The 16,647-nt window shown below is 68.1% G+C and carries 16 protein-coding genes; 7 read left to right on the top strand and 9 right to left on the bottom strand.

The features are described 5' to 3' along the window. Positions 1 to 152: 152 nt before the first annotated feature. The 3 genes from ABIA71_RS20180 to ABIA71_RS20170 all read right to left on the bottom strand — a co-directional run bounded on the left by ABIA71_RS20180 (position 153) and on the right by ABIA71_RS20170 (position 3,243). Positions 153 to 1,154, bottom strand: coding sequence for a sensor domain-containing protein (locus tag ABIA71_RS20180; protein ID WP_354287678.1), 1,002 nt, complete (start codon positions 1,152 to 1,154; stop codon positions 153 to 155). Next, positions 1,151 to 1,516: a PadR family transcriptional regulator gene (locus tag ABIA71_RS20175; RefSeq protein ID WP_354287676.1), complete on the bottom strand. Its 366-nt coding sequence runs from the start codon at positions 1,514 to 1,516 to the stop codon at positions 1,151 to 1,153. The genes ABIA71_RS20180 and ABIA71_RS20175 overlap by 4 nt, the downstream gene beginning before the upstream one ends. Before the next feature lie 230 nt (positions 1,517 to 1,746). Then, positions 1,747 to 3,243 carry a hypothetical protein gene (locus tag ABIA71_RS20170; protein ID WP_354287674.1) on the bottom strand — a complete coding sequence of 499 codons (1,497 nt, stop codon included), beginning with the start codon at positions 3,241 to 3,243 and terminating at the stop codon, positions 1,747 to 1,749. A gap of 111 nt (positions 3,244 to 3,354) precedes the next feature. On the opposite strand from ABIA71_RS20170, the gene ABIA71_RS20165 reads away from it, so the two are divergent. Further along, positions 3,355 to 4,257: a peptidylprolyl isomerase gene (locus ABIA71_RS20165; protein ID WP_354287673.1), complete on the top strand. Its 903-nt coding sequence runs from the start codon at positions 3,355 to 3,357 to the stop codon at positions 4,255 to 4,257. A 15-nt stretch (positions 4,258 to 4,272) separates the two neighbouring features. Here ABIA71_RS20165 and ABIA71_RS20160 read toward each other — a convergent pair whose 3' ends face one another. Further along, a complete protein-coding gene (locus tag ABIA71_RS20160) occupies positions 4,273 to 5,154 on the bottom strand; it encodes a DMT family transporter (protein ID WP_354287671.1) in 882 nt (293 codons plus the stop codon). 161 nt (positions 5,155 to 5,315) lie between these two features. Between ABIA71_RS20160 and ABIA71_RS20155 the strand changes: the two genes are divergently transcribed. After that, positions 5,316 to 6,263 (top strand): LysR substrate-binding domain-containing protein, encoded by a 948-nt coding sequence (locus tag ABIA71_RS20155; RefSeq protein ID WP_354287669.1) that lies wholly within the window; start codon positions 5,316 to 5,318, stop codon positions 6,261 to 6,263. 69 nt (positions 6,264 to 6,332) lie between these two features. Beyond that, a complete protein-coding gene (locus tag ABIA71_RS20150; RefSeq protein WP_354287668.1) occupies positions 6,333 to 6,626 on the top strand; it encodes a hypothetical protein in 294 nt (97 codons plus the stop codon). Positions 6,627 to 6,670: 44 nt separating this feature from the next. On the opposite strand, the gene ABIA71_RS20145 is transcribed toward ABIA71_RS20150, so the two are convergent. Both ABIA71_RS20145 and ABIA71_RS20140 read right to left on the bottom strand, forming a co-directional pair. Further along, complete coding sequence (locus ABIA71_RS20145) at positions 6,671 to 7,486, bottom strand: DUF4349 domain-containing protein (RefSeq protein WP_354287666.1); 816 nt, start codon at positions 7,484 to 7,486, stop codon at positions 6,671 to 6,673. Beyond that, positions 7,486 to 7,842: a GFA family protein gene (locus tag ABIA71_RS20140; RefSeq protein WP_354287664.1), complete on the bottom strand. Its 357-nt coding sequence runs from the start codon at positions 7,840 to 7,842 to the stop codon at positions 7,486 to 7,488. The genes ABIA71_RS20145 and ABIA71_RS20140 overlap by 1 nt, the downstream gene beginning before the upstream one ends. Positions 7,843 to 7,945: 103 nt before the next feature. On the opposite strand from ABIA71_RS20140, the gene ABIA71_RS20135 reads away from it, so the two are divergent. Next, positions 7,946 to 9,757, top strand: coding sequence for a DUF885 domain-containing protein (locus ABIA71_RS20135; RefSeq protein ID WP_354287662.1), 1,812 nt, complete (start codon positions 7,946 to 7,948; stop codon positions 9,755 to 9,757). A gap of 104 nt (positions 9,758 to 9,861) precedes the next feature. Here the strand turns inward: ABIA71_RS20135 and smrA are convergent, their stop codons facing one another. Further along, complete coding sequence (smrA, locus tag ABIA71_RS20130; protein WP_354287660.1) at positions 9,862 to 11,694, bottom strand: multidrug efflux ABC transporter SmrA; 1,833 nt, start codon at positions 11,692 to 11,694, stop codon at positions 9,862 to 9,864. 87 nt (positions 11,695 to 11,781) lie between these two features. Further along, positions 11,782 to 13,359 (bottom strand): serine hydrolase, encoded by a 1,578-nt coding sequence (locus tag ABIA71_RS20125; RefSeq protein WP_354287658.1) that lies wholly within the window; start codon positions 13,357 to 13,359, stop codon positions 11,782 to 11,784. Positions 13,360 to 13,490: 131 nt separating this feature from the next. Between ABIA71_RS20125 and ABIA71_RS20120 the strand changes: the two genes are divergently transcribed. Continuing rightward, positions 13,491 to 13,931 (top strand): VOC family protein, encoded by a 441-nt coding sequence (locus tag ABIA71_RS20120; RefSeq protein WP_354287657.1) that lies wholly within the window; start codon positions 13,491 to 13,493, stop codon positions 13,929 to 13,931. Then, positions 13,928 to 14,743: a DUF72 domain-containing protein gene (locus ABIA71_RS20115; protein WP_354287655.1), complete on the top strand. Its 816-nt coding sequence runs from the start codon at positions 13,928 to 13,930 to the stop codon at positions 14,741 to 14,743. Before ABIA71_RS20120 ends, ABIA71_RS20115 begins: the two co-directional genes overlap by 4 nt. A gap of 185 nt (positions 14,744 to 14,928) precedes the next feature. Here the strand turns inward: ABIA71_RS20115 and ABIA71_RS20110 are convergent, their stop codons facing one another. Next, complete coding sequence (locus tag ABIA71_RS20110; protein WP_354287654.1) at positions 14,929 to 15,609, bottom strand: Pr6Pr family membrane protein; 681 nt, start codon at positions 15,607 to 15,609, stop codon at positions 14,929 to 14,931. Positions 15,610 to 15,679: 70 nt separating this feature from the next. Between ABIA71_RS20110 and ABIA71_RS20105 the strand changes: the two genes are divergently transcribed. Continuing rightward, positions 15,680 to 16,627: a DMT family transporter gene (locus ABIA71_RS20105; protein WP_354287652.1), complete on the top strand. Its 948-nt coding sequence runs from the start codon at positions 15,680 to 15,682 to the stop codon at positions 16,625 to 16,627. Positions 16,628 to 16,647: the final 20 nt, after the last annotated feature.

The following is a 16,647-nucleotide window of genomic DNA, read 5'->3' as shown; positions in this document are numbered from 1 at the left end:
CCTCCCCGCTCGTTTTTCTGCGTCTCCACCACCTCCGGGGCCCCCCCCCCCCCCCCCGGCGGCGGGGGGGGGGGCCCCCCCCCCCCCCCCCCCCCCCCGGCGGGCCCCCCCCCCCCCCCCGCCACTACCGGTCCTGGGCTAACGGTCGGGAATTACAGCCGCACCAGCAGGTGCTTGGCCATCATCCCGTGCAGGTGGCCGATGCCGCGTGCCAGGTGCAGGGTGACGAACAGCAGCAGCACCCCGGCCACCGCCAGCAGCGGCGTGGCCCACATCGACAGCATCTGCTCGCCTTCGATGTAGATGCCCGGGATCTCGCCGGTGAACAAGGCCGCGACCGGCGCCCAGATGAAGGTCAGCGAAATCGAGAGCAGGGTCACCGCGATGGTGAAGTACACGATGCCCAGCGGCAGCATCAGCACGAAGTACAGCAGCGTCAGCCAGGTGCGGCCATCGGTGAACATGTCGCCCACCCGCTGCAGCCAGCTGCGGCTGCGATCGGAATAGGTGGGCCGGCGTGGCATGCGTTCGCCCAGCAGCGCTTCCACCAGCCGCCCTTCCAGCAGCGACAGACCGCGAACCGAACCGAAGAACAGCACGGTGATCGGAATGCCGATGATCAGCACCATCAGCCCCAGCGACAGCGACAGCCCGGTCACCACCCAGGTGAAGAAGAACGTGCCGGTGGCCAGCGACAGCAGCATGTAGAACAGCGCTCCGTAGGTGCGGGCTTCCAGCGCCACGCCGAAGAACCGGGCCAGCGCCGAGCGCGGCTTGGGCGTGGCCGGCGGCGGGGTGCCGATGCTCGCCGCGGCCGCCACCCCACCCACCGTACCAGCGGCCACCACGGCCCGGCGCAGCGGCGCTGCCCCCGCGCTGGGCGTACGCAGCGCGCGGTTCACGGTGATTTCGGTTTCGCGGTAGATATCGGCCACTTCTTCCGGCGCACCGTAGCTGCTGGCGACGTCGGCGATCACCTCGGCCTCGCTGCGGCCGGGCTGGGCCGCCAGTTCGGAGCGCAGATACTCTTCGGCGTCGTACAGCGCGTCCTGCACCATCGCCGGATCGGCGTCATGCAGGGCGGCACGCAGCTGCGCCAGGTATTCGGGAATGATGGTCGGCAAGGCCCGACCGGCCACGGACGCAATGTTCATTCACTTACCCCTTCCAGGACGGAATCGACGGAATCACGGGTGGCGCGCCACGCGGCGGTCCATTGCCGAAGCACCTCACGGCCCGTGTCATTGATGCGGTAGTAGCGTCGCGGCGGACCGGCCATCGACGGTTCAACATGGCTTTCCAGCAACCCGGCCCCTTCCAGGTTGCGCAGCACCGGGTACAGCGCGCTCTGCTTGCCGCTCAGCACCCCCTCGCCGACCCGCTCCAGCTCCTTGGCAATCAGGTAGCCGTACAGCGGCTCGCCGGCCTTGGCCAGCACCGCCAGCAGGCCCAGCGAGACCGTGCCGGCGCTGAGCTCTTTCTGGAACTTCTTCAGGTGGGCGTCGTAGTCGCTCATCGCGTTCTCCAACTAGCGTGGAGTCAACACTAGTGTGAAGTCCGGTATAGCGAATGTGCCCTTAGTCACCGTGCCGGTTGGGAGTCCGTCGGCCACCTGCCTGCCCGGGATAGCTCTCCGCCAACCGGCTTGCCTCTCTGGAAAGCGAATCCCTCTCCTGTCTGCCCTCGCCCACCTCGCTGTTGCTCTGGGAGTTCAGCGCTGCCTTCGTCAGCAACAGCGAGCGGGTTTCAAGTCTGGCGTATTGCAGCGAGCACCTGCGCGGCGGCCGGATCCGCCAGGGCGTGCCTGCCCTCTTCAAGGCGGCTGACCAACGCCTGCCGACGAGCGGCCCCCAGCGGCGAGTAGCGCCGGCTCACCCGAAGCCAGTTTTCCACCAGTTGCAGGTGCCAGGCACGCTCATCGGGGCGCTGCGGTACTGCGTCCAGCAGCAGATCGAGGTGCTGCCACAAGGGCAGCATCGGCAACTGTCCGAGCAGGCCAGACTGCGCCACGGGCGAAGGACCGTCGTGACAGAACGCCAGGAGCCGCGCCGGATCCAACTCGGTGGCCCACAGTGCTGTCGCGCCCGCCAACAGCTGGTTCACCGTCCGTCCTGGCGCTTCCAGCGCCACACGCAAGAACGCGAGACTGGCGCCACCCTCGGCCCGTAGCCAGCCGCGCAGACAGTTGCGTTGATGACGCGCCGACACCTGGGGCAGCAGGGTGCGCAATTCATGCACATCGCCAGCCTCGGCATGATCGCCAAGAGCCTCCAATGCCTCGCGCCAGCGCCCGCGTGTACGGTGCTTGAGCTCGTCGCGCCACAATTGGATTGCAGGGGTAGCCTGACGCTGTTGAAGCAACCACGCCGCCAACCTGCGCACACTGCGCGAACCGTCGAACACAGCAGCGTCGATGTACGCATCGAGGCCAGGCGCTTCGCGTTCGACCAGCGCGCGCAGTGCCGCGCCACGCACCCTGCTCGAGGGGGCGGACAATGCGAGGACGCATTGCGCTTCGACCTGTGCGGGCTCGCCGTGTTTCAGAAGATGTTCAAGCGCCAGATGCGAGACATGTGGATCACTGTCCAGTAGCGCGTGTGCGCGCAGTTTCGCCTGGTCCGGATGGATCTCCAGAGCGATGGCGTAGGCCGCCAGCCGGGTTCGTGCATCGGTATGGCCCAAGAGCCCTTCCAGTACGACCTGAGCAGAGGGCGATGACAGCCAGGCGAACAGGGTTCCCTCAAGCCAGTCCCGCTGCACGCGCTGCGCATCCCGCAAGCGGACTGCAATCGGCCAGGCCGCCAGCACGTGCTGCACCGAGCACTTCCCGAGGAGACTCATCACCACCTCCTGTGCCACGACACGCACCTCGACCACCCAGTCATTGCAGCGGAGCAAGGCACAGGACAGGGTCAGATGGCCGGGCACCGAACGCATCTTCCGGAGCGCAGCCTCTCGCGTGTGACCATTGCCATCGGAGCCCGCCAGGAACAGTGCCACCGCCTGTACTTCAACCGGCGCATCCGGACAAGCCTGCAGGCAAGCGAGCAGTCCATCATCGTTGGGGGCCCACCAACTGCGTCGACGCTCATCAAGATCGAACAGGCCCCGTGGCGGCAACGCCTGCAGCCAGCACACGCGGTCTGCACCTTCTTCGACGACCGCCTTCAGGATCGGGTCGATCATCACGCGCAGTGCGGCTTCGGGCGCTTCCAGGTGCGACATCACATCGCGTGCTTCCATGGGGAGGATGACCATCGTGCCGCATACGCATCGATCGGGCCAGCACGCCACCGTGGCGCAGGCGCGCACTCTCGCGCAGAATCAGGACCTCGTTCATGTTCCGGGGATCCCATGCCACAGCATCGCCGCCTTGCCCTGACCGCCCTCGCCCTCGCCTGCCTGCTGCCCGCAGTGGCCAGCGCGGCCACGCCCTACCGCAGCCCCCAGCAGATCCTGGATGCCTCCCCGGCCAGCGATTGGCGCACGCCGGACCCGGCCAACGTGCTGTACATGACCCTGCCGACCGGGCGGGTGACGATCGAGCTGGCCCCGGCGTTCGCGCCGCAGCACGTGGCCAACATCCAGACGCTGGCACACGAGCACTTCTGGGATGGCGAGAGCATCTACCGGGCCCAAGACAACTTCGTGGTGCAGTTCGGCGACGCCGATGCCGACGATGCGGCCAAGGCCAAGCCGCTCGGCAGTGCCAAGCGCAAGCTCCCGGCCGAGTTCCAGCGCGACAGCAAGGGGCTGAAAGTGAGCGTGCTGCCCGACCGTGACGGCTGGGCCGACCAGACCGGCTTCGTCGATGGTTTCCCGGTGGGCCAGGACAGGCAGGACGGGAAGACATGGCTGGCGCACTGCTACGGCACGCTGGGTGCGGGCCGCAGCAACGAGGAAGACAGCAGCATCGGGGCGGAGCTGTACGTGGTGACGGGGCAGTCGCCGCGCCAGCTGGACCGCAACATCACGGTGGTGGGGCGGGTGCTGCAAGGGATGGAGCTGCTGAGCGCGCTGCCGCGTGGGCCGGCGCCGATGGGCTTCTACGCCGACGCTGCGCAGCGCACGGCGATCCAGTCGATCCAGCGCGCCAGCGACGTGCCGGCGGCGCAGCGGCCAAAGCTTGAAGTGCTGCGCACCGAATCGAAGACGTTTGCCGATGTGGTGGAGGCACGCCGCAACCGGGTGGATGATTTCTACAAGCGCCCGGCGGGACATATCGACCTGTGCAACATCGCGGTGCCGGTGAGATAACGGCACACGCACGGCCTACCGCTTCTGCGACGCAGCCACGCTACCCAGGATCAACGCGCCGGCGACCACCATCGCCCAGGTCACCGCTTCGCCCAGGAACAGCCACGCAAACAGCGCGCCGAACATCGGGACCAGGTAGGTAACGGTGGAGGCGCGGGCCGGGCCGATGCGGGCGATGAGGCGGTAGAACATCAGGAATGCCAGGCCGGTGCAGACCACGCCCAGGGCGATGGCGCAGACCCAGGACACGGTCGGGATCGGGGCGGCCGGCCAGTGGGTAAGCGCCATCGGCAGCAGCGCGATGGCGGCGCACCCGAGCGTGGCGCCGGCCGATGCGGCCGGCGGCAAGCCGCTCATGTGCCGCTTCACCAGATTCACCCCCAAGCCGTACAGCAATGCAGCCAACGCGCCGGCGATGACCGCCGCGCCGATGCTCAGCCCCGACACCTTGGCGGTGGCCAGCACCACCACGCCGGCGAAGCCGACCAGCAGCGCGATGGCGCGGCGCATGCCGATCTTTTCGCCGAAGAACAGGAAGGCAATCAGCGCGGCAAACAACACGGTCATGGCGTTGCAGATCGCGCCGATCGCGGCCGGGGCGCGTTGTGCGGCCCAGGCGAACAGCACGAACGGAATGGCCGAGTTGATCACCCCGATGGGCGCCAACCACAACCAGCGCCGCGCCGGGAACTGCGCGCGGGCCTGCCACAGGAACGGCAACAGCACCAACGCACCGAGCAGCAGGCGCACTTCCACCAGCGCGTAGGGCCCGAAGCTGGGCACCGCCACGCGCATGAACAGGAACGAGCAGCCCCAGATCGCGCCGAGCACGGTCAGTTCAAGCGGGGTGCGCCAGTCGCGTTCGACCACGGCGCTCGCCAGCGGTGCGCCGCTCATGGACGCACCCCGGACAACAGGCAGATGCGTGGCTGAATGGCGGTCGCGGACGGCAACATGGGGGCGGCTCCAGGGGACAGGGACACAGCATCCGCCTACCGGCATGGGCCCACAAGCGCGTAGTATCCGGGCAAGCCACAAATTTCATTTGGGTCTCATCCATGATCCTGCGCCCCGCCCTGCTGCCCGCGCTGGGGGTGTTCGCGGTTGCCGCGCGCCACCAGAATTTCGCGCATGCCGCCGAGGAGCTGCACCTCACCGCCAGTGCGGTCAGCCACCATGTGCGCAAGCTGGAAGTGCTGCTGGGCACGGTGCTGTTCCAGCGCCACGCGCGCGGGGTACGGTTGACTGCGGAGGGGCGCCAGCTGGCCGACGCCGCGGCTGCGGCCTTGAGCGATCTCAACGCGGTGGCCGGCAACCTGCATCCCCAGGCCGACATCGTGCCGCTGCGGGTGACCACCATCCGCTCGCTGTCGTACTGCTGGCTGGTACCACGCTTGGCCCGCTTCACCGCCCAGTACCCACAGGTGCGCATCGAACTGCAGACCAGCACCGAACTGGTGCGCTTCGACGACACCGGACCGGAACTGGGCATCCGCTACGGGCTGGGCCAATGGCCTGGCCTGCGCGCACATCACCTGATGGACGACGAACTGTGCCCGGTCGCGTCGCCCGCGTTGGCTGGCGTGGCGGCCCTGCGCGAACCGGCGCAGATCGCGGCGTTGCCCCTGATCAGCGACATGTCACCGCAGGGCTGGCGCGACTGGTTCCGCGCTGCGGGAGTACGCGGTCTGGAACTGCCGTCGGTGCATTCCTTCAGCGACAGCACCGACGCGATGCGCGCGGCGGTGTACGGCATCGGCGCGGTGCTGGCGCGCAAGCACATCGCCCAACCGTATCTGCAACGCTATGAACTGGTGCGGTTGCCCGGCCCGGCACTGAAGGCGCGGTATGCCTATTACGTGGTGCATGCCGAGCACCGCCCACTCAGCCCTACCGCCGTGGCCTTCATGGACTGGCTCAAACGCGAAGCGCTGGATGAGCGCACGCCGATCCCGGCGCTGCCGGACGAACTGCTGGGACGGCCCGCACTGTCCGGTGCGCGGTAGCGCCCATCCTCACCCGGCCTTGTCCACGCGCTGGCTAGGCTGGGGTTCCTTTCCCCCAAGGCGTGTTCCATGGCCCTGTTGCGACTCAGAATTACCGGCAGCGATGACGACGCGCGTGCCATCACCGACCTGTTGCAGAGCATCGAAGGCATCGAGCATGTTGAGGAAACCGACGACCTGATGCCGCACATGGACGATGACGATTCCAGCTCGGCCGGCTTGTCCGACGACATCGGCCCGGGCATCCACGAGCTGGAAGTGGAGGTGGGCAACCCGCTTGCCGCCCAGCGCGTGCGCGATGCCGTGCAGGAACTGGCCCTGGAGCTGGACGTGTTCGTGGAATACGAGCACGACGAAGGCTGATGGCTGCGCGGTGCCGGCCTTGACCGGCACCGCGCCTATCCGGCTCAGCTGGCCTGCGCGGCCAGACGGCGTTTGCGACGACGCCACAGCCGGGCGCCGATCCAGGCGAACACCCAGCCCACCAGTGCCCACGGCAGCAGTGCCGACAGCGCGCGGATCAGGAAGGCTACGCTGGTGGTCAGCACGGCGCCGGATTCGCTGAGCGCTTCGCCGATTTCGCTGCGGCTGCGCTGCCCCGACGGCGTGTGGAACTGCATCGACACCAACTGGGTATCGATGCGGCGGTGCTGCTGCGCCGCGTCCTTGTTGGCCTGCTCCACCCCGGCCTCGATTTCCGACAGGCGCTGGGTGATGGTGAGCAGGTCGGCCAGCTTGATGTCCTTGCTGTCCTGGTAGGCCAGCAGCCGCTCGTGTTCCTTCTGCAGGCGGGCCTTGGTCAGCGCGGTATCGGCCACCTGCTGGGCGAGGTCTTCGGCGTGGGTGTTGCGCGAGGCCACCTCACCGCCCTGCCCGGCCAGGCCGATCAGCGGCTCCACCCCCTTGGGCGCGATCCGTACCTTTACCGACCCGCTGGGGTATTCGCCGCCCTGCTGGCCCACCTGCAGCACCGCGCAGTCACCGAAGCGCGCGGACTGGCAGGCCTCGGCGATCTGCTTCACGCGCGGGGCGATGCCGGCGGCGTCCAGGGTAATGTCCAGATCGTGCTCGTAGGCCAGCATCGCCCCTTCCGGCGAGGCCAGTGCACCGGCGCTGCCCGCAGCGGCCGCCGCTTCGCCGTGATTCTGGGCCGCGCACCCGGCCAGCCCAAGCACCAGCATCCCTGCCCACGCACCCTTGGGGTGCCACAGCGTCCCTTTCATTATTTGCTTGCTCCGTCGTAGCGATTGATCGTGAGCCCGTCCAGGTCCACCCCGGGCAGGCACCGCACGTTGACCGCCACCATCCTGCTGCCACTGCGGGGGTCCACGCCCTCGCTGAACGGGGCGGTGCCACAGGTGCGGCAGTGGTGGTGTTCCAGGTGGTGCTGGTTGAACTGGTAGGTGGCCACGTCGGCCGGATCGGTCGTCAGCAGCAGCGCCTCGCGCGGGCCGAACCAGAGCAGGCCACCACGGCGACGGCACAGCGAACAGTTGCAGTCCAGGGCCTCGGTGATCGGCTCGGCCGCCTCGACCACGAACGCGATCTGCCCGCAATGGCAGCTCCCTTCGTACTGCATGGCGCACCCTCCGGCTGGGAAAGGACCATGGTAATCCAATGGCACGGGCGCGGCCGGGCGCGGGGGCCTATGCTCGGCGATTGACCACAGCACAGGATCGCCGATGCGCCAGCATCTTCTCGCCCTCGCCCTGATCGCCGCCCTTGGCGGCTGCCAGCAGGCCGACGCCCCGACCGCCGCCCCCGGTACGCCGGCCGCCGCTGCCCCCGCCGGCGATGCCGCCGTGGACGCCGCCTTCGCCGACCTGTCCAAGCGCGCGCTGGATACCTGGATGCAGCTGTCGCCGATCAGCGCCACCCAGATCGGCGACCACCGTTACGATGCGGAGATCGACGACCTCAGCGCCGCCGGCCAGCAGAAGATGTTGACGGCCTACAAGGGCCTTGTCGCCGACCTGGACCGCATCGACGTCAGCAAGCTCTCGCGCGAGAACCAGGTGGACGCGGCGATCCTGCGCAACCAGCTGCAGTCGGAAATCTGGAGCGCCGAGGTGCTGCAGTCGTCCAAGTGGGATCCGCAGATCTACAACGGCGTTGCCGGCAGCGCGATCTACGGCCTGATGGCACGCGAGTTCGCACCGCTGCCCGAGCGCCTGAAGTCGGCGACCGCGCGCATGGAGAAGCTGCCGCAGATCTTCGCCCAGGCCCGCGAGAACCTGGACCCGGCCCGCGTGCCGAAGATCCACGCCGAGACCGTGGCCAAGCAGAACCGCGGCATCCTGAGCATCGTCGATACCTTCATCACCCCGCACATCGGCGAGCTGCCGGCCGAAGACGGCAAGCGCCTGCAGGCCGCCATCGATGGCCTGAAGAAGGCCGTCGAAGAGCAGCAGACCTGGCTGGACAAGACCCTGGTGCCGAACGCCAAGGGCGACTTCCGCATCGGTGCGGAGCTGTACGACCAGAAGCTGAAGTTCGCCTTGAACTCCTCGCTGTCGCGCGCCGAGATCGGCGAGCGTGCACGCGCCGAACTCAAGCGCGTGCGTCAGGACATGTACGGCATCGCGCAGACCGTGCTCAAGGACAAGCCCGGTGCCCCGGCACTGCCGGCCAACCCGAGCGACGAACAGCAGCAGGCGGCGATCGAAGCGGCACTGGAACTGGCCTATGCTGACAAGCCGGCCCGCGACAAGGTGGTCGACGATGCCAAGGCCGCGCTGGCGCAGTCCACCGAGTTCGTGCGCAAGCATGACCTGATGACCCTGCCCGATTCGCCGGTGGACATCATCCTGATGCCCGAATTCCAGCGCGGCGTGGCCGTGGCCTACTGCGATTCGCCGGGTCCGCTGGACAAGAACCTGAAGACCTTCTACGCGGTCTCGCCGATTCCCGACGACTGGAACGACAAGCAGGTCGACTCGTTCCTGCGCGAATACAACAGCCGCATGATCCACCTGCTGAGCATCCACGAAGGCACGCCGGGCCATTACCTGGAAGGCTGGCATTCGGGCAAGTTCCCGTCCACGCTGCGCGCGGTGCTGCGTTCGGGCCTGTTCGCCGAAGGCTGGGCGGTGTACACCGAGCGGATGATGCAGGAGCAGGGCTACCTGGACAACGATCCGCTGTTCCACCTGGTGCAGCTGAAGTTCTACCTGCGCACCATTTCCAACGCGATCCTCGACCAGGGCGTGCACGTGGACAACTGGACGCGTGAGCAGGCGATGCACCTGATGACCCACGACGCCTTCCAGCAGGAAAGCGAAGCGTCGGGCAAGTGGGTGCGTGCGCAGCTGACCTCGGCCCAGCTGCCGACCTACTTCGTCGGTGCGCAGGAGCACTTCGACACCCGCAAGGCCGTGCAGGACAAGCAGGGCGCGAAGTTCAACCTGAAGGCCTACCACGACCAGATGCTGTCCTACGGCGCCCCGCCGGTGCGCTTCGCGCGCCAGCTGATGCTGGACCAGCCGATCGAGTAAGCACTGCCGGGTTCCTCGTCGGACAGGCAAACGGCCCGGTGCGAACCGGGTCGTTTTTTTGTGGTGTTACGGGCGGTGCAGCCGACCGACACGGTCGGCATCCATCACGCGTCGGCGGCGACAAAGCCTCCGGTCTGCCGCGCCCACAACCGCGCGTACAACCCGCCGGCAGCGATCAGCTCGGCGTGCGTACCGGTTTCCACGATCCGCCCCTGGTCCATCACCACCAGCCGGTCCATGCGCGCGATGGTGGACAGCCGGTGCGCGATGGCAATCACCGTCTTGCCCGCCATCAACTCGTCCAGATTGTCCTGGATGGCCGCTTCCACTTCCGAGTCCAGCGCCGAGGTCGCCTCGTCCAGTACCAGGATCGGCGCGTCCTTGAGCAGCACCCGCGCGATGGCGATGCGCTGGCGCTGGCCGCCGGACAGCTTCACCCCGCGCTCGCCCACGTGTGCGTCGTAGCCCTGGCGGCCTTCGCCATCACGCAGGGTGTCGATGAAGGCCTCCGCGCGCGCCTTGGCCACGGCCGCGCGCAGCTGCGCGTCGGTGGCGTCGGGGCGGCCGTACAGCAGGTTGTCGCGGATGGAACGATGCAGCAGCGACGTGTCCTGGGTCACCACGCCGATCTGCCGACGCAGGCTTTCCTGGGTGACGCTGGCGATGTCCTGACCGTCGATGCGGATCTGCCCGCTTTCCAGGTCATACAGCCGCAGCAGCACGTTCACCAACGTCGACTTGCCGGCACCCGACGGGCCGACCAGGCCGATCTTCTCGCCCGGCTTCACCACCAGGTCCAGCCCGGCAATCACCCCGCCCGTCTTGCCGTAGTGGAAATGGATGTGGTCGAAATGCACGCCGCCCTGGGTTACCTGCAGCGCGGTTGCGTCGTCGCGGTCCTGCACGGTCAACGGCTGGGAAATGGTGGTGATGCCATCCTGCACCGTGCCGATGTCCTCGAAGATCCCGTTGATGGTCCACATGATCCAGCCGGACATGTTGTGGATGCGGATCACCAGCCCCGTGGCCAGGGTAATGGCGCCCACGCTGATGTGTCCGCTGTTCCACAGCCACAGCGCCAGGCCGCAGGTACCGGCGATCAGGAAGCCGTTGACGATGGCGATGGTCAGGTCCATGCCGGTGGTCACCCGGGTCTGGCGACGGTGCTTGGCCGCCAGCTCGTCGATCGCCTCGGCCACATAGGCCTGCTCGCGCCCGCCGTGGGCGAACAGCTTCAACGTCGGAATGTTGGTGTAGCCGTCCACGATGCGGCCCATCGCCTTGGAACGCGCTTCGGAAGCGATCCAGGCACGCTCCTTCGCACGTGGCACGAAGTACCACATGATCACCACGTAGGCGGCCATCCACAGCAGCAACGGAATCATCAGCCGCCAGTCGGCCTGCGCGAACAGGTACAGCGCGGTGCCGGTGTAGACCACGATGTACCAGAGCGAATCGACCATCTGCACGGCCGATTCGCGCAGCGAGGTCCCGGTCTGCATCACCCGGTTGGCCATGCTGCCGGCGAAATCGTTCTGGAAGAAGCTCAGGCTTTGCCGCACCACGTAGTTGTGCATCAGCCAGCGCGAGCGGTTGCTCAGCCCGGGCACGATCGCCTGGTTGACCAGCAGGTTGTGCAGGCCCACCAGCACCGGGCGCAGCAGCACGGTGATGACCACCATCCACACCAGGTCATTGGCATGGCGCTGGAAGAACCCCGCACCGGGCTGTTCGGCCACCATGTCCACGATGCGGCCGAGGAAGTCGAACATCGCCACTTCCACCAGCGCCAGCAGCAGCCCGGCGATCAGCGTGGCCAGCAGCACCGGCCACACCGGGCGCAGGTAGTGGATGTAGAACGGCACGACCTTGCGCGGTGGCATGCGCCCGTCGATGGGCGGAAAAACCGGAATCAGCGACTCGAACCAGCGGAACATTCCCTTACCCCGAAGCAAAGCAGGCCGCGATTATCCCACCGCGGCCTGCTGCATGCCTTTACCTGCGGCTCACGCCGCGCGTGCGGTTCAGCCCTTGGCGTCGGCCTTGATCGGCACCAGCAGCAGATCCTGGAAATCAAAGCTGAAATCGGTCAACGACGAGATCGCCTGCATGCGCACGTCGCGGACCTTGCCGTCCGGGTCCAGGCTGAAGGTGACGAAGGCATCGGCGTTGAGCGAGCGGTCGTCCCAGCGCACGATGAAGGTGTCGTGCTGCCAGTGGTCCAGCCTGCCCACCAGCTGCGCGGTCTTGCCGAAGCGCAGCCGCAGTTTGCCGGCGCTCTGCTCGACGAAGACGTCGCCATACCACGCGTCCCGGTAGCCGCCCGCGTAGCCACCGAGCGGCAGCGAGGGCGTGGACTTCGCGTCGCGTGCGGCCTGGTGGTTGGCCCAGCCCTCGTCGGCCTTGTCCTGCGCCTTGGCCACCGCGGCGGCATAGGCCGCCACCCAATCGGTCTGCGGTGCATTCAGGTAGGCGTCCAGCACATCCATGGTGATCGCGTTGAAGGCCGCGCCCACTTCCTGGTTGGTCAGCACCACGATGCCCAGCTTCTGTTCGGGCACCAGCGTCACGCGCGACACCATGCCCGGCCAGCCGCCGGTATGCCAGACCAGTTTCTGGCCCCGGTAGTCGCTCAGGCTCCAGCCTTCGCCATAGCCAGCGAAGTTCGGACGCGCGGCCGCCAGCTGCGGCACGCTCGGTTCGGGCACCACCTGCGGGGTGATCATCTGCCACATACCCTGCTGGCTTTTGGCGCTGAACAACGCCGTGCCGTTTTCCAGCGTGCCGTGTGCCAGCTGCACGTTCATCCAGCGCGCCATGTCATGCACGCTGGAATAGATGCCGCCCGCACCGGCGTTGTTGGACCAGGTCAGCGGCGCCACCGTGCGCAGGGCCTTGAAGTCGTACTTGGCATGGCCAACGGCCGCGCTGTCCCCGGGCTGCAGGTGATCGGCGTTGTAGCGGGTGCCGGTCATGCCGACCGGGGTGAAGATGTGCTGCTGCAGGAAGTCGGCGTAGGACTGCCCGGACACCTGCTCGATCACCTGCTGGGCCACCGCATACAGGATGTTGTCGTAGGCGTAGCGGTCACGGAAACCGGCCTTCAGCGGCACCTTGGCCAGGCGAGCGACCACCTCCTGGTTGCTGTAGGTCGTGGTTGGCCAGAACAGCAGGTCGCCTGCGCCCAGGCTGAGGCCGCTGCGGTGCGAGAGCAGGTCGCGGATGCGCATCTCGCCGGTGACGTAGGCGTCGGACATGCGGAACCCGGGCAGGTGGTCGATCACCCGGTCGTCCATCTTCAGCTTGCCCTGCTCGGCCAGCAGGTTCAGCGCCGTGGCGGTGAAGGCCTTGGTGTTGGAGGCGATGGCGAACAGGGTATCGGCCTGTACCGGCGCCGGCTTGCCCAGCTCGCGCACGCCGTAGCCGCGTTCGAACACCACCTGGCCGTCCTTGACCACCGCCACCGCGATGCCGGGGACGTCGAATGTGCTGCGCGCACGCTCCACCGTGGCGTCCAGCCGCTGCAGTTCGGCCGGCACCGCCGCCGATGCCAAAGGTGCGCATGCGAGCAGCACGACGCCTCCGATCCAGGATGTGTTCAAGCAGTGTCTCCAGTTGCGTGTCGCGGGGGCGTTGAGGCGCGCAGGCGCGCCAGGGCCGGGTTTCGCACGATGGTAACGCGCGGGCGCTCAGGCTCGCCTGTGCCAGAAGGCGGACCGCCCCGGAGCCCTGTATGACCGCGCCTGCCGATACCGTATCCACCGTCATCCCCTGTCTGCGCTACCGCGATGCGCATGCGGCCATTGCATGGCTGCAGCGCGCGTTCGGCTTCGAGCCGCAGGCGGTGTATGCCGACGGCGAGGTCGTTCACCATGCGCAGCTGATCTACGGCCACGGCATGATCATGCTCGGCTCGGTCGATAACGCCAGCGAATGGGGCCGCTACAGCGTGCACCCGGACGAGGTGGATGGCCGCCAGACCCAGAGCGCATGCGTGATCGTGGCCGATCCGGATGCGCACTACGCGCGCGCCGTGGCCGCCGGCGCGCAGGTGGTGATGGACATCGCCGACCAGGGCTACGGCGGCCGCGGTTACGCGTGCCGTGACCTGGAAGGCTACCTGTGGTGGTTCGGCAGTTACGACCCGTGGCGCGCCCACGCGGACGGCGCATGACGACAGCAGGACGCATCCGTACCGGCATCGGCGGCTGGGTATTTCCGGGGTGGCGCGGCGGCACCTTCTACCCGGCCGGGCTGCCGCAACGCGAAGAGCTGGCGCACGCCAGCCGGGCGTTGGGCTGCATCGAGATCAACAGCACCTTCTACCGGGCGCAGAAGCCGGCCATCTACACGCAGTGGCGCGAGCAGACCCCGCCCGGGTTCCTTTTTTCGGCCAAGGCACCCCGCACCGTCACCCAGACCCATGACCTGACGACGGTGGGCGCGCGTGCGGAGGCCTTCATCGATGGCATCGTCGCGCTGGGTGATCGGCTGGGACCGCTGGTGTGGCAGTTCGGCGACACCCATCCGGCGGGCGCGCAGGAGTTCGACCGGTTCCTGGATCAACTGCCGCGCAAGGCCGACGGGCGCGCGTTGCAGCACGCGCTGGAGGTGCGCAACCCGGCCGCCTGGAGCGCGGACCTGGTGGCGGTGGCGCGCGCGCACAACGCCGCGCTGGTCTTCAGTGGCTCCAACGACTACCCCAGCTTTGCCGACCCCACTGCGGACTTCGTCTACGTGCGCCTGATGCACGCCCGCGCCAACCTGCGCGCCGGCTACCCCGAGCGCGCACTCGAACAATGGTGCCTGCGTGCGATGCGCTGGGCCCGCGGCGAGGACAATCCGGACCTGCCGCATGTGGCCCCCGAAGCACCGACGTCGGGCCCACGCGAGGTGTACATGCTGTTCATTGGTGCGGCCAAGCAGCGCAACCCAGGCGCGGCGCTGGCGCTGCGCGACCAGCTGGCCCGCGTAGGCGCCACGTAGAGCCGGGCTCTGCCCGGCTGCTTTGGCTTGCCCACGCGTAGAGCCGGGCTCGGCCCGGCTGCTTTGGCTTGCCCACGCGTAGAGCCGGGCTCGGCCCGGCTGCCTTGGCTTGCGCACGTAAAGCCGACCGTTGGTCGTCTGCCGTTGCGGCCTGCGTCAAACCCGTAACCACCAACGGTCGATACCTACCCCACGGTGCGCGATCGCGCGCCCATCCGCATGTCGATCCGCCACAGCAGCGCGGCCAGTGCCACGAAGGCCAACCCCACCACGGCCGCGTTGCGTGCCACGCCCATGCCGCCCAGCGCCGCCAGATCAAGGAACGGATACGGATATTGCCCGCTCCATCGCCCCACCAGCAGCGCCCAGCCCAGGTAGAGCGCCGGGAACAGCAGCACGCCGCCCAGCTGGCGCCAGCGCAGCTGCCCGTGCGGGCCGGCCAGCCAGCCCAGCAGGTACAACACCGGAACCACGTAGTGCAGGCCGGTGTCGGCCCACCAGTGCAGACCCTGCGGGTGCCACAGCGTGCGCAGCACCAGCACGTAGACCAGGCCAGTGATGCCGATATACACCGCCACCGCGGCGCTGGGTGCAGGGGCGGCCATGCCGCCGGTGCGTCCCCGCAGGCGCGCCAGACAGACGGCGGCCACGCCGATGTTGCTGAGGATGGTGAAGTAGCCCAGCAGCCGCAGCAGCGCCTGCCCGGTGCCGCCAGTGTCCCCCACCGAGGCCAGCAGCACCGCGTACTGCAGCGTGATCGAGGCGACGGCGATGACGGCGGTCAGGCCGGCCCAGGCGCGCGCCCGGGCGGAGGGCACGGCAGGGGCGGCGGCGGGCGGATGCGGGGAGTGGGCACGGGGCTGCATGTGCGCAGGATGCCATGACAGCTGCCGCGGCGTTGTCGCGGTCGGCCGCCGCTTGCCGCACAATATCGCGATGCCGATGACCGATACCCGCCGCGCGCTGCTGCAAATCCATTTCTGTGTGCTGCTGTGGGGCATTACCGCCATCCTCGGCAAGCTGATCACCCTGCCCGCACTGCCCCTGGTGTGGTGGCGCATGCTGCTGGTGGTGGCGATGCTGGCGGTGCTGCCACGGGTCTGGCGCGGCCTGCGCCAGTTGTCGCCGGCGCTGTTTGCCGGCTACTGCGGAGTCGGCGCGCTGGTCGCGCTGCACTGGCTTACCTTCTATGGCGCGGTGAAGCTGGCCAATGCATCGGTGGCCGCCACCTGCATCGCGCTGGCCCCGGTGTTCACCGCGGTGATCGAACCCTGGGTGGCCAAGCGACCGTTCCGGCTGCGCGAACTGGCCTTCGGCATCGCGGTGTTGCCGGGCGTGGCGCTGGTGGTGGGCGGCGTGCCGCATGGCATGCGCCTGGGGGTGCTGATCGGGGCGCTGTCGGCGCTGCTGGTGGCGGTGTTCGGGTCGCTCAACAAGCGCCTGGTGAGCCATGCCGACCCGCTCACGGTGACGGCGCTGGAACTGGGTGCCGGTACCGTCACCCTGACCGTGCTGGCACCGCTGCTGCCGTTCCTGCTGCCGCCGCTGGCCGGCCCGTTGTGGGTGGTGCCCAGCCTGCACGACGGCGTGCTGCTGCTGGTGCTGGCCGGGGTCTGCACCCTGCTGCCGTTTGCGCTGGCCCTGGTCGCGCTGCGCCACATCAGTGCCTACACCTCGCAGCTGGTCACCAACCTGGAGCCGGTGTACGCGATCCTGCTGGCGATGGTGCTGCTCAGCGAACAGCGTGAGCTGACCCCGGTGTTCTACGTCGGCGTGGCCATCATCGTCGGCGCGGTGTTCCTGCACCCGTTGTTGAACCGGCGCAAGCGGGTGCAGCACCCGGAGATCCTGGGCACGTCCGAGGCGCACAACGTCGCCGATTGAACGCCGCGCCGTACCGATCG

This window comes from Stenotrophomonas sp. 2619 (assembly GCF_040548725.1).
Lineage (GTDB): Bacteria > Pseudomonadota > Gammaproteobacteria > Xanthomonadales > Xanthomonadaceae > Stenotrophomonas > Stenotrophomonas maltophilia_AP.
The sequence above is the reverse complement of the archived record's forward strand: the minus strand, read 5'-3'. Positions and strand labels throughout refer to the sequence as shown.

Excerpts from the sequence above, each read along its gene's own strand:
- ABIA71_RS20180 (WP_354287678.1), bottom strand. The coding sequence starts at position 1,154 with ATGAACATTGCGTCCGTGGCCGGTCGGGCCTTGCCGACCATCATTCCC.
- ABIA71_RS20175 (WP_354287676.1), bottom strand. The coding sequence starts at position 1,516 with ATGAGCGACTACGACGCCCACCTGAAGAAGTTCCAGAAAGAGCTCAGC.
- ABIA71_RS20170 (WP_354287674.1), bottom strand. The coding sequence starts at position 3,243 with ATGGAAGCACGCGATGTGATGTCGCACCTGGAAGCGCCCGAAGCCGCA.
- ABIA71_RS20165 (WP_354287673.1), top strand. The coding sequence starts at position 3,355 with ATGCCACAGCATCGCCGCCTTGCCCTGACCGCCCTCGCCCTCGCCTGC.
- ABIA71_RS20160 (WP_354287671.1), bottom strand. The coding sequence starts at position 5,154 with ATGAGCGGCGCACCGCTGGCGAGCGCCGTGGTCGAACGCGACTGGCGC.
- ABIA71_RS20155 (WP_354287669.1), top strand. The coding sequence starts at position 5,316 with ATGATCCTGCGCCCCGCCCTGCTGCCCGCGCTGGGGGTGTTCGCGGTT.
- ABIA71_RS20150 (WP_354287668.1), top strand. The coding sequence starts at position 6,333 with ATGGCCCTGTTGCGACTCAGAATTACCGGCAGCGATGACGACGCGCGT.
- ABIA71_RS20145 (WP_354287666.1), bottom strand. The coding sequence starts at position 7,486 with ATGAAAGGGACGCTGTGGCACCCCAAGGGTGCGTGGGCAGGGATGCTG.
- ABIA71_RS20140 (WP_354287664.1), bottom strand. The coding sequence starts at position 7,842 with ATGCAGTACGAAGGGAGCTGCCATTGCGGGCAGATCGCGTTCGTGGTC.
- ABIA71_RS20135 (WP_354287662.1), top strand. The coding sequence starts at position 7,946 with ATGCGCCAGCATCTTCTCGCCCTCGCCCTGATCGCCGCCCTTGGCGGC.
- smrA (WP_354287660.1), bottom strand. The coding sequence starts at position 11,694 with ATGTTCCGCTGGTTCGAGTCGCTGATTCCGGTTTTTCCGCCCATCGAC.
- ABIA71_RS20120 (WP_354287657.1), top strand. The coding sequence starts at position 13,491 with ATGACCGCGCCTGCCGATACCGTATCCACCGTCATCCCCTGTCTGCGC.
- ABIA71_RS20115 (WP_354287655.1), top strand. The coding sequence starts at position 13,928 with ATGACGACAGCAGGACGCATCCGTACCGGCATCGGCGGCTGGGTATTT.
- ABIA71_RS20110 (WP_354287654.1), bottom strand. The coding sequence starts at position 15,609 with ATGCAGCCCCGTGCCCACTCCCCGCATCCGCCCGCCGCCGCCCCTGCC.
- ABIA71_RS20105 (WP_354287652.1), top strand. The coding sequence starts at position 15,680 with ATGCCGATGACCGATACCCGCCGCGCGCTGCTGCAAATCCATTTCTGT.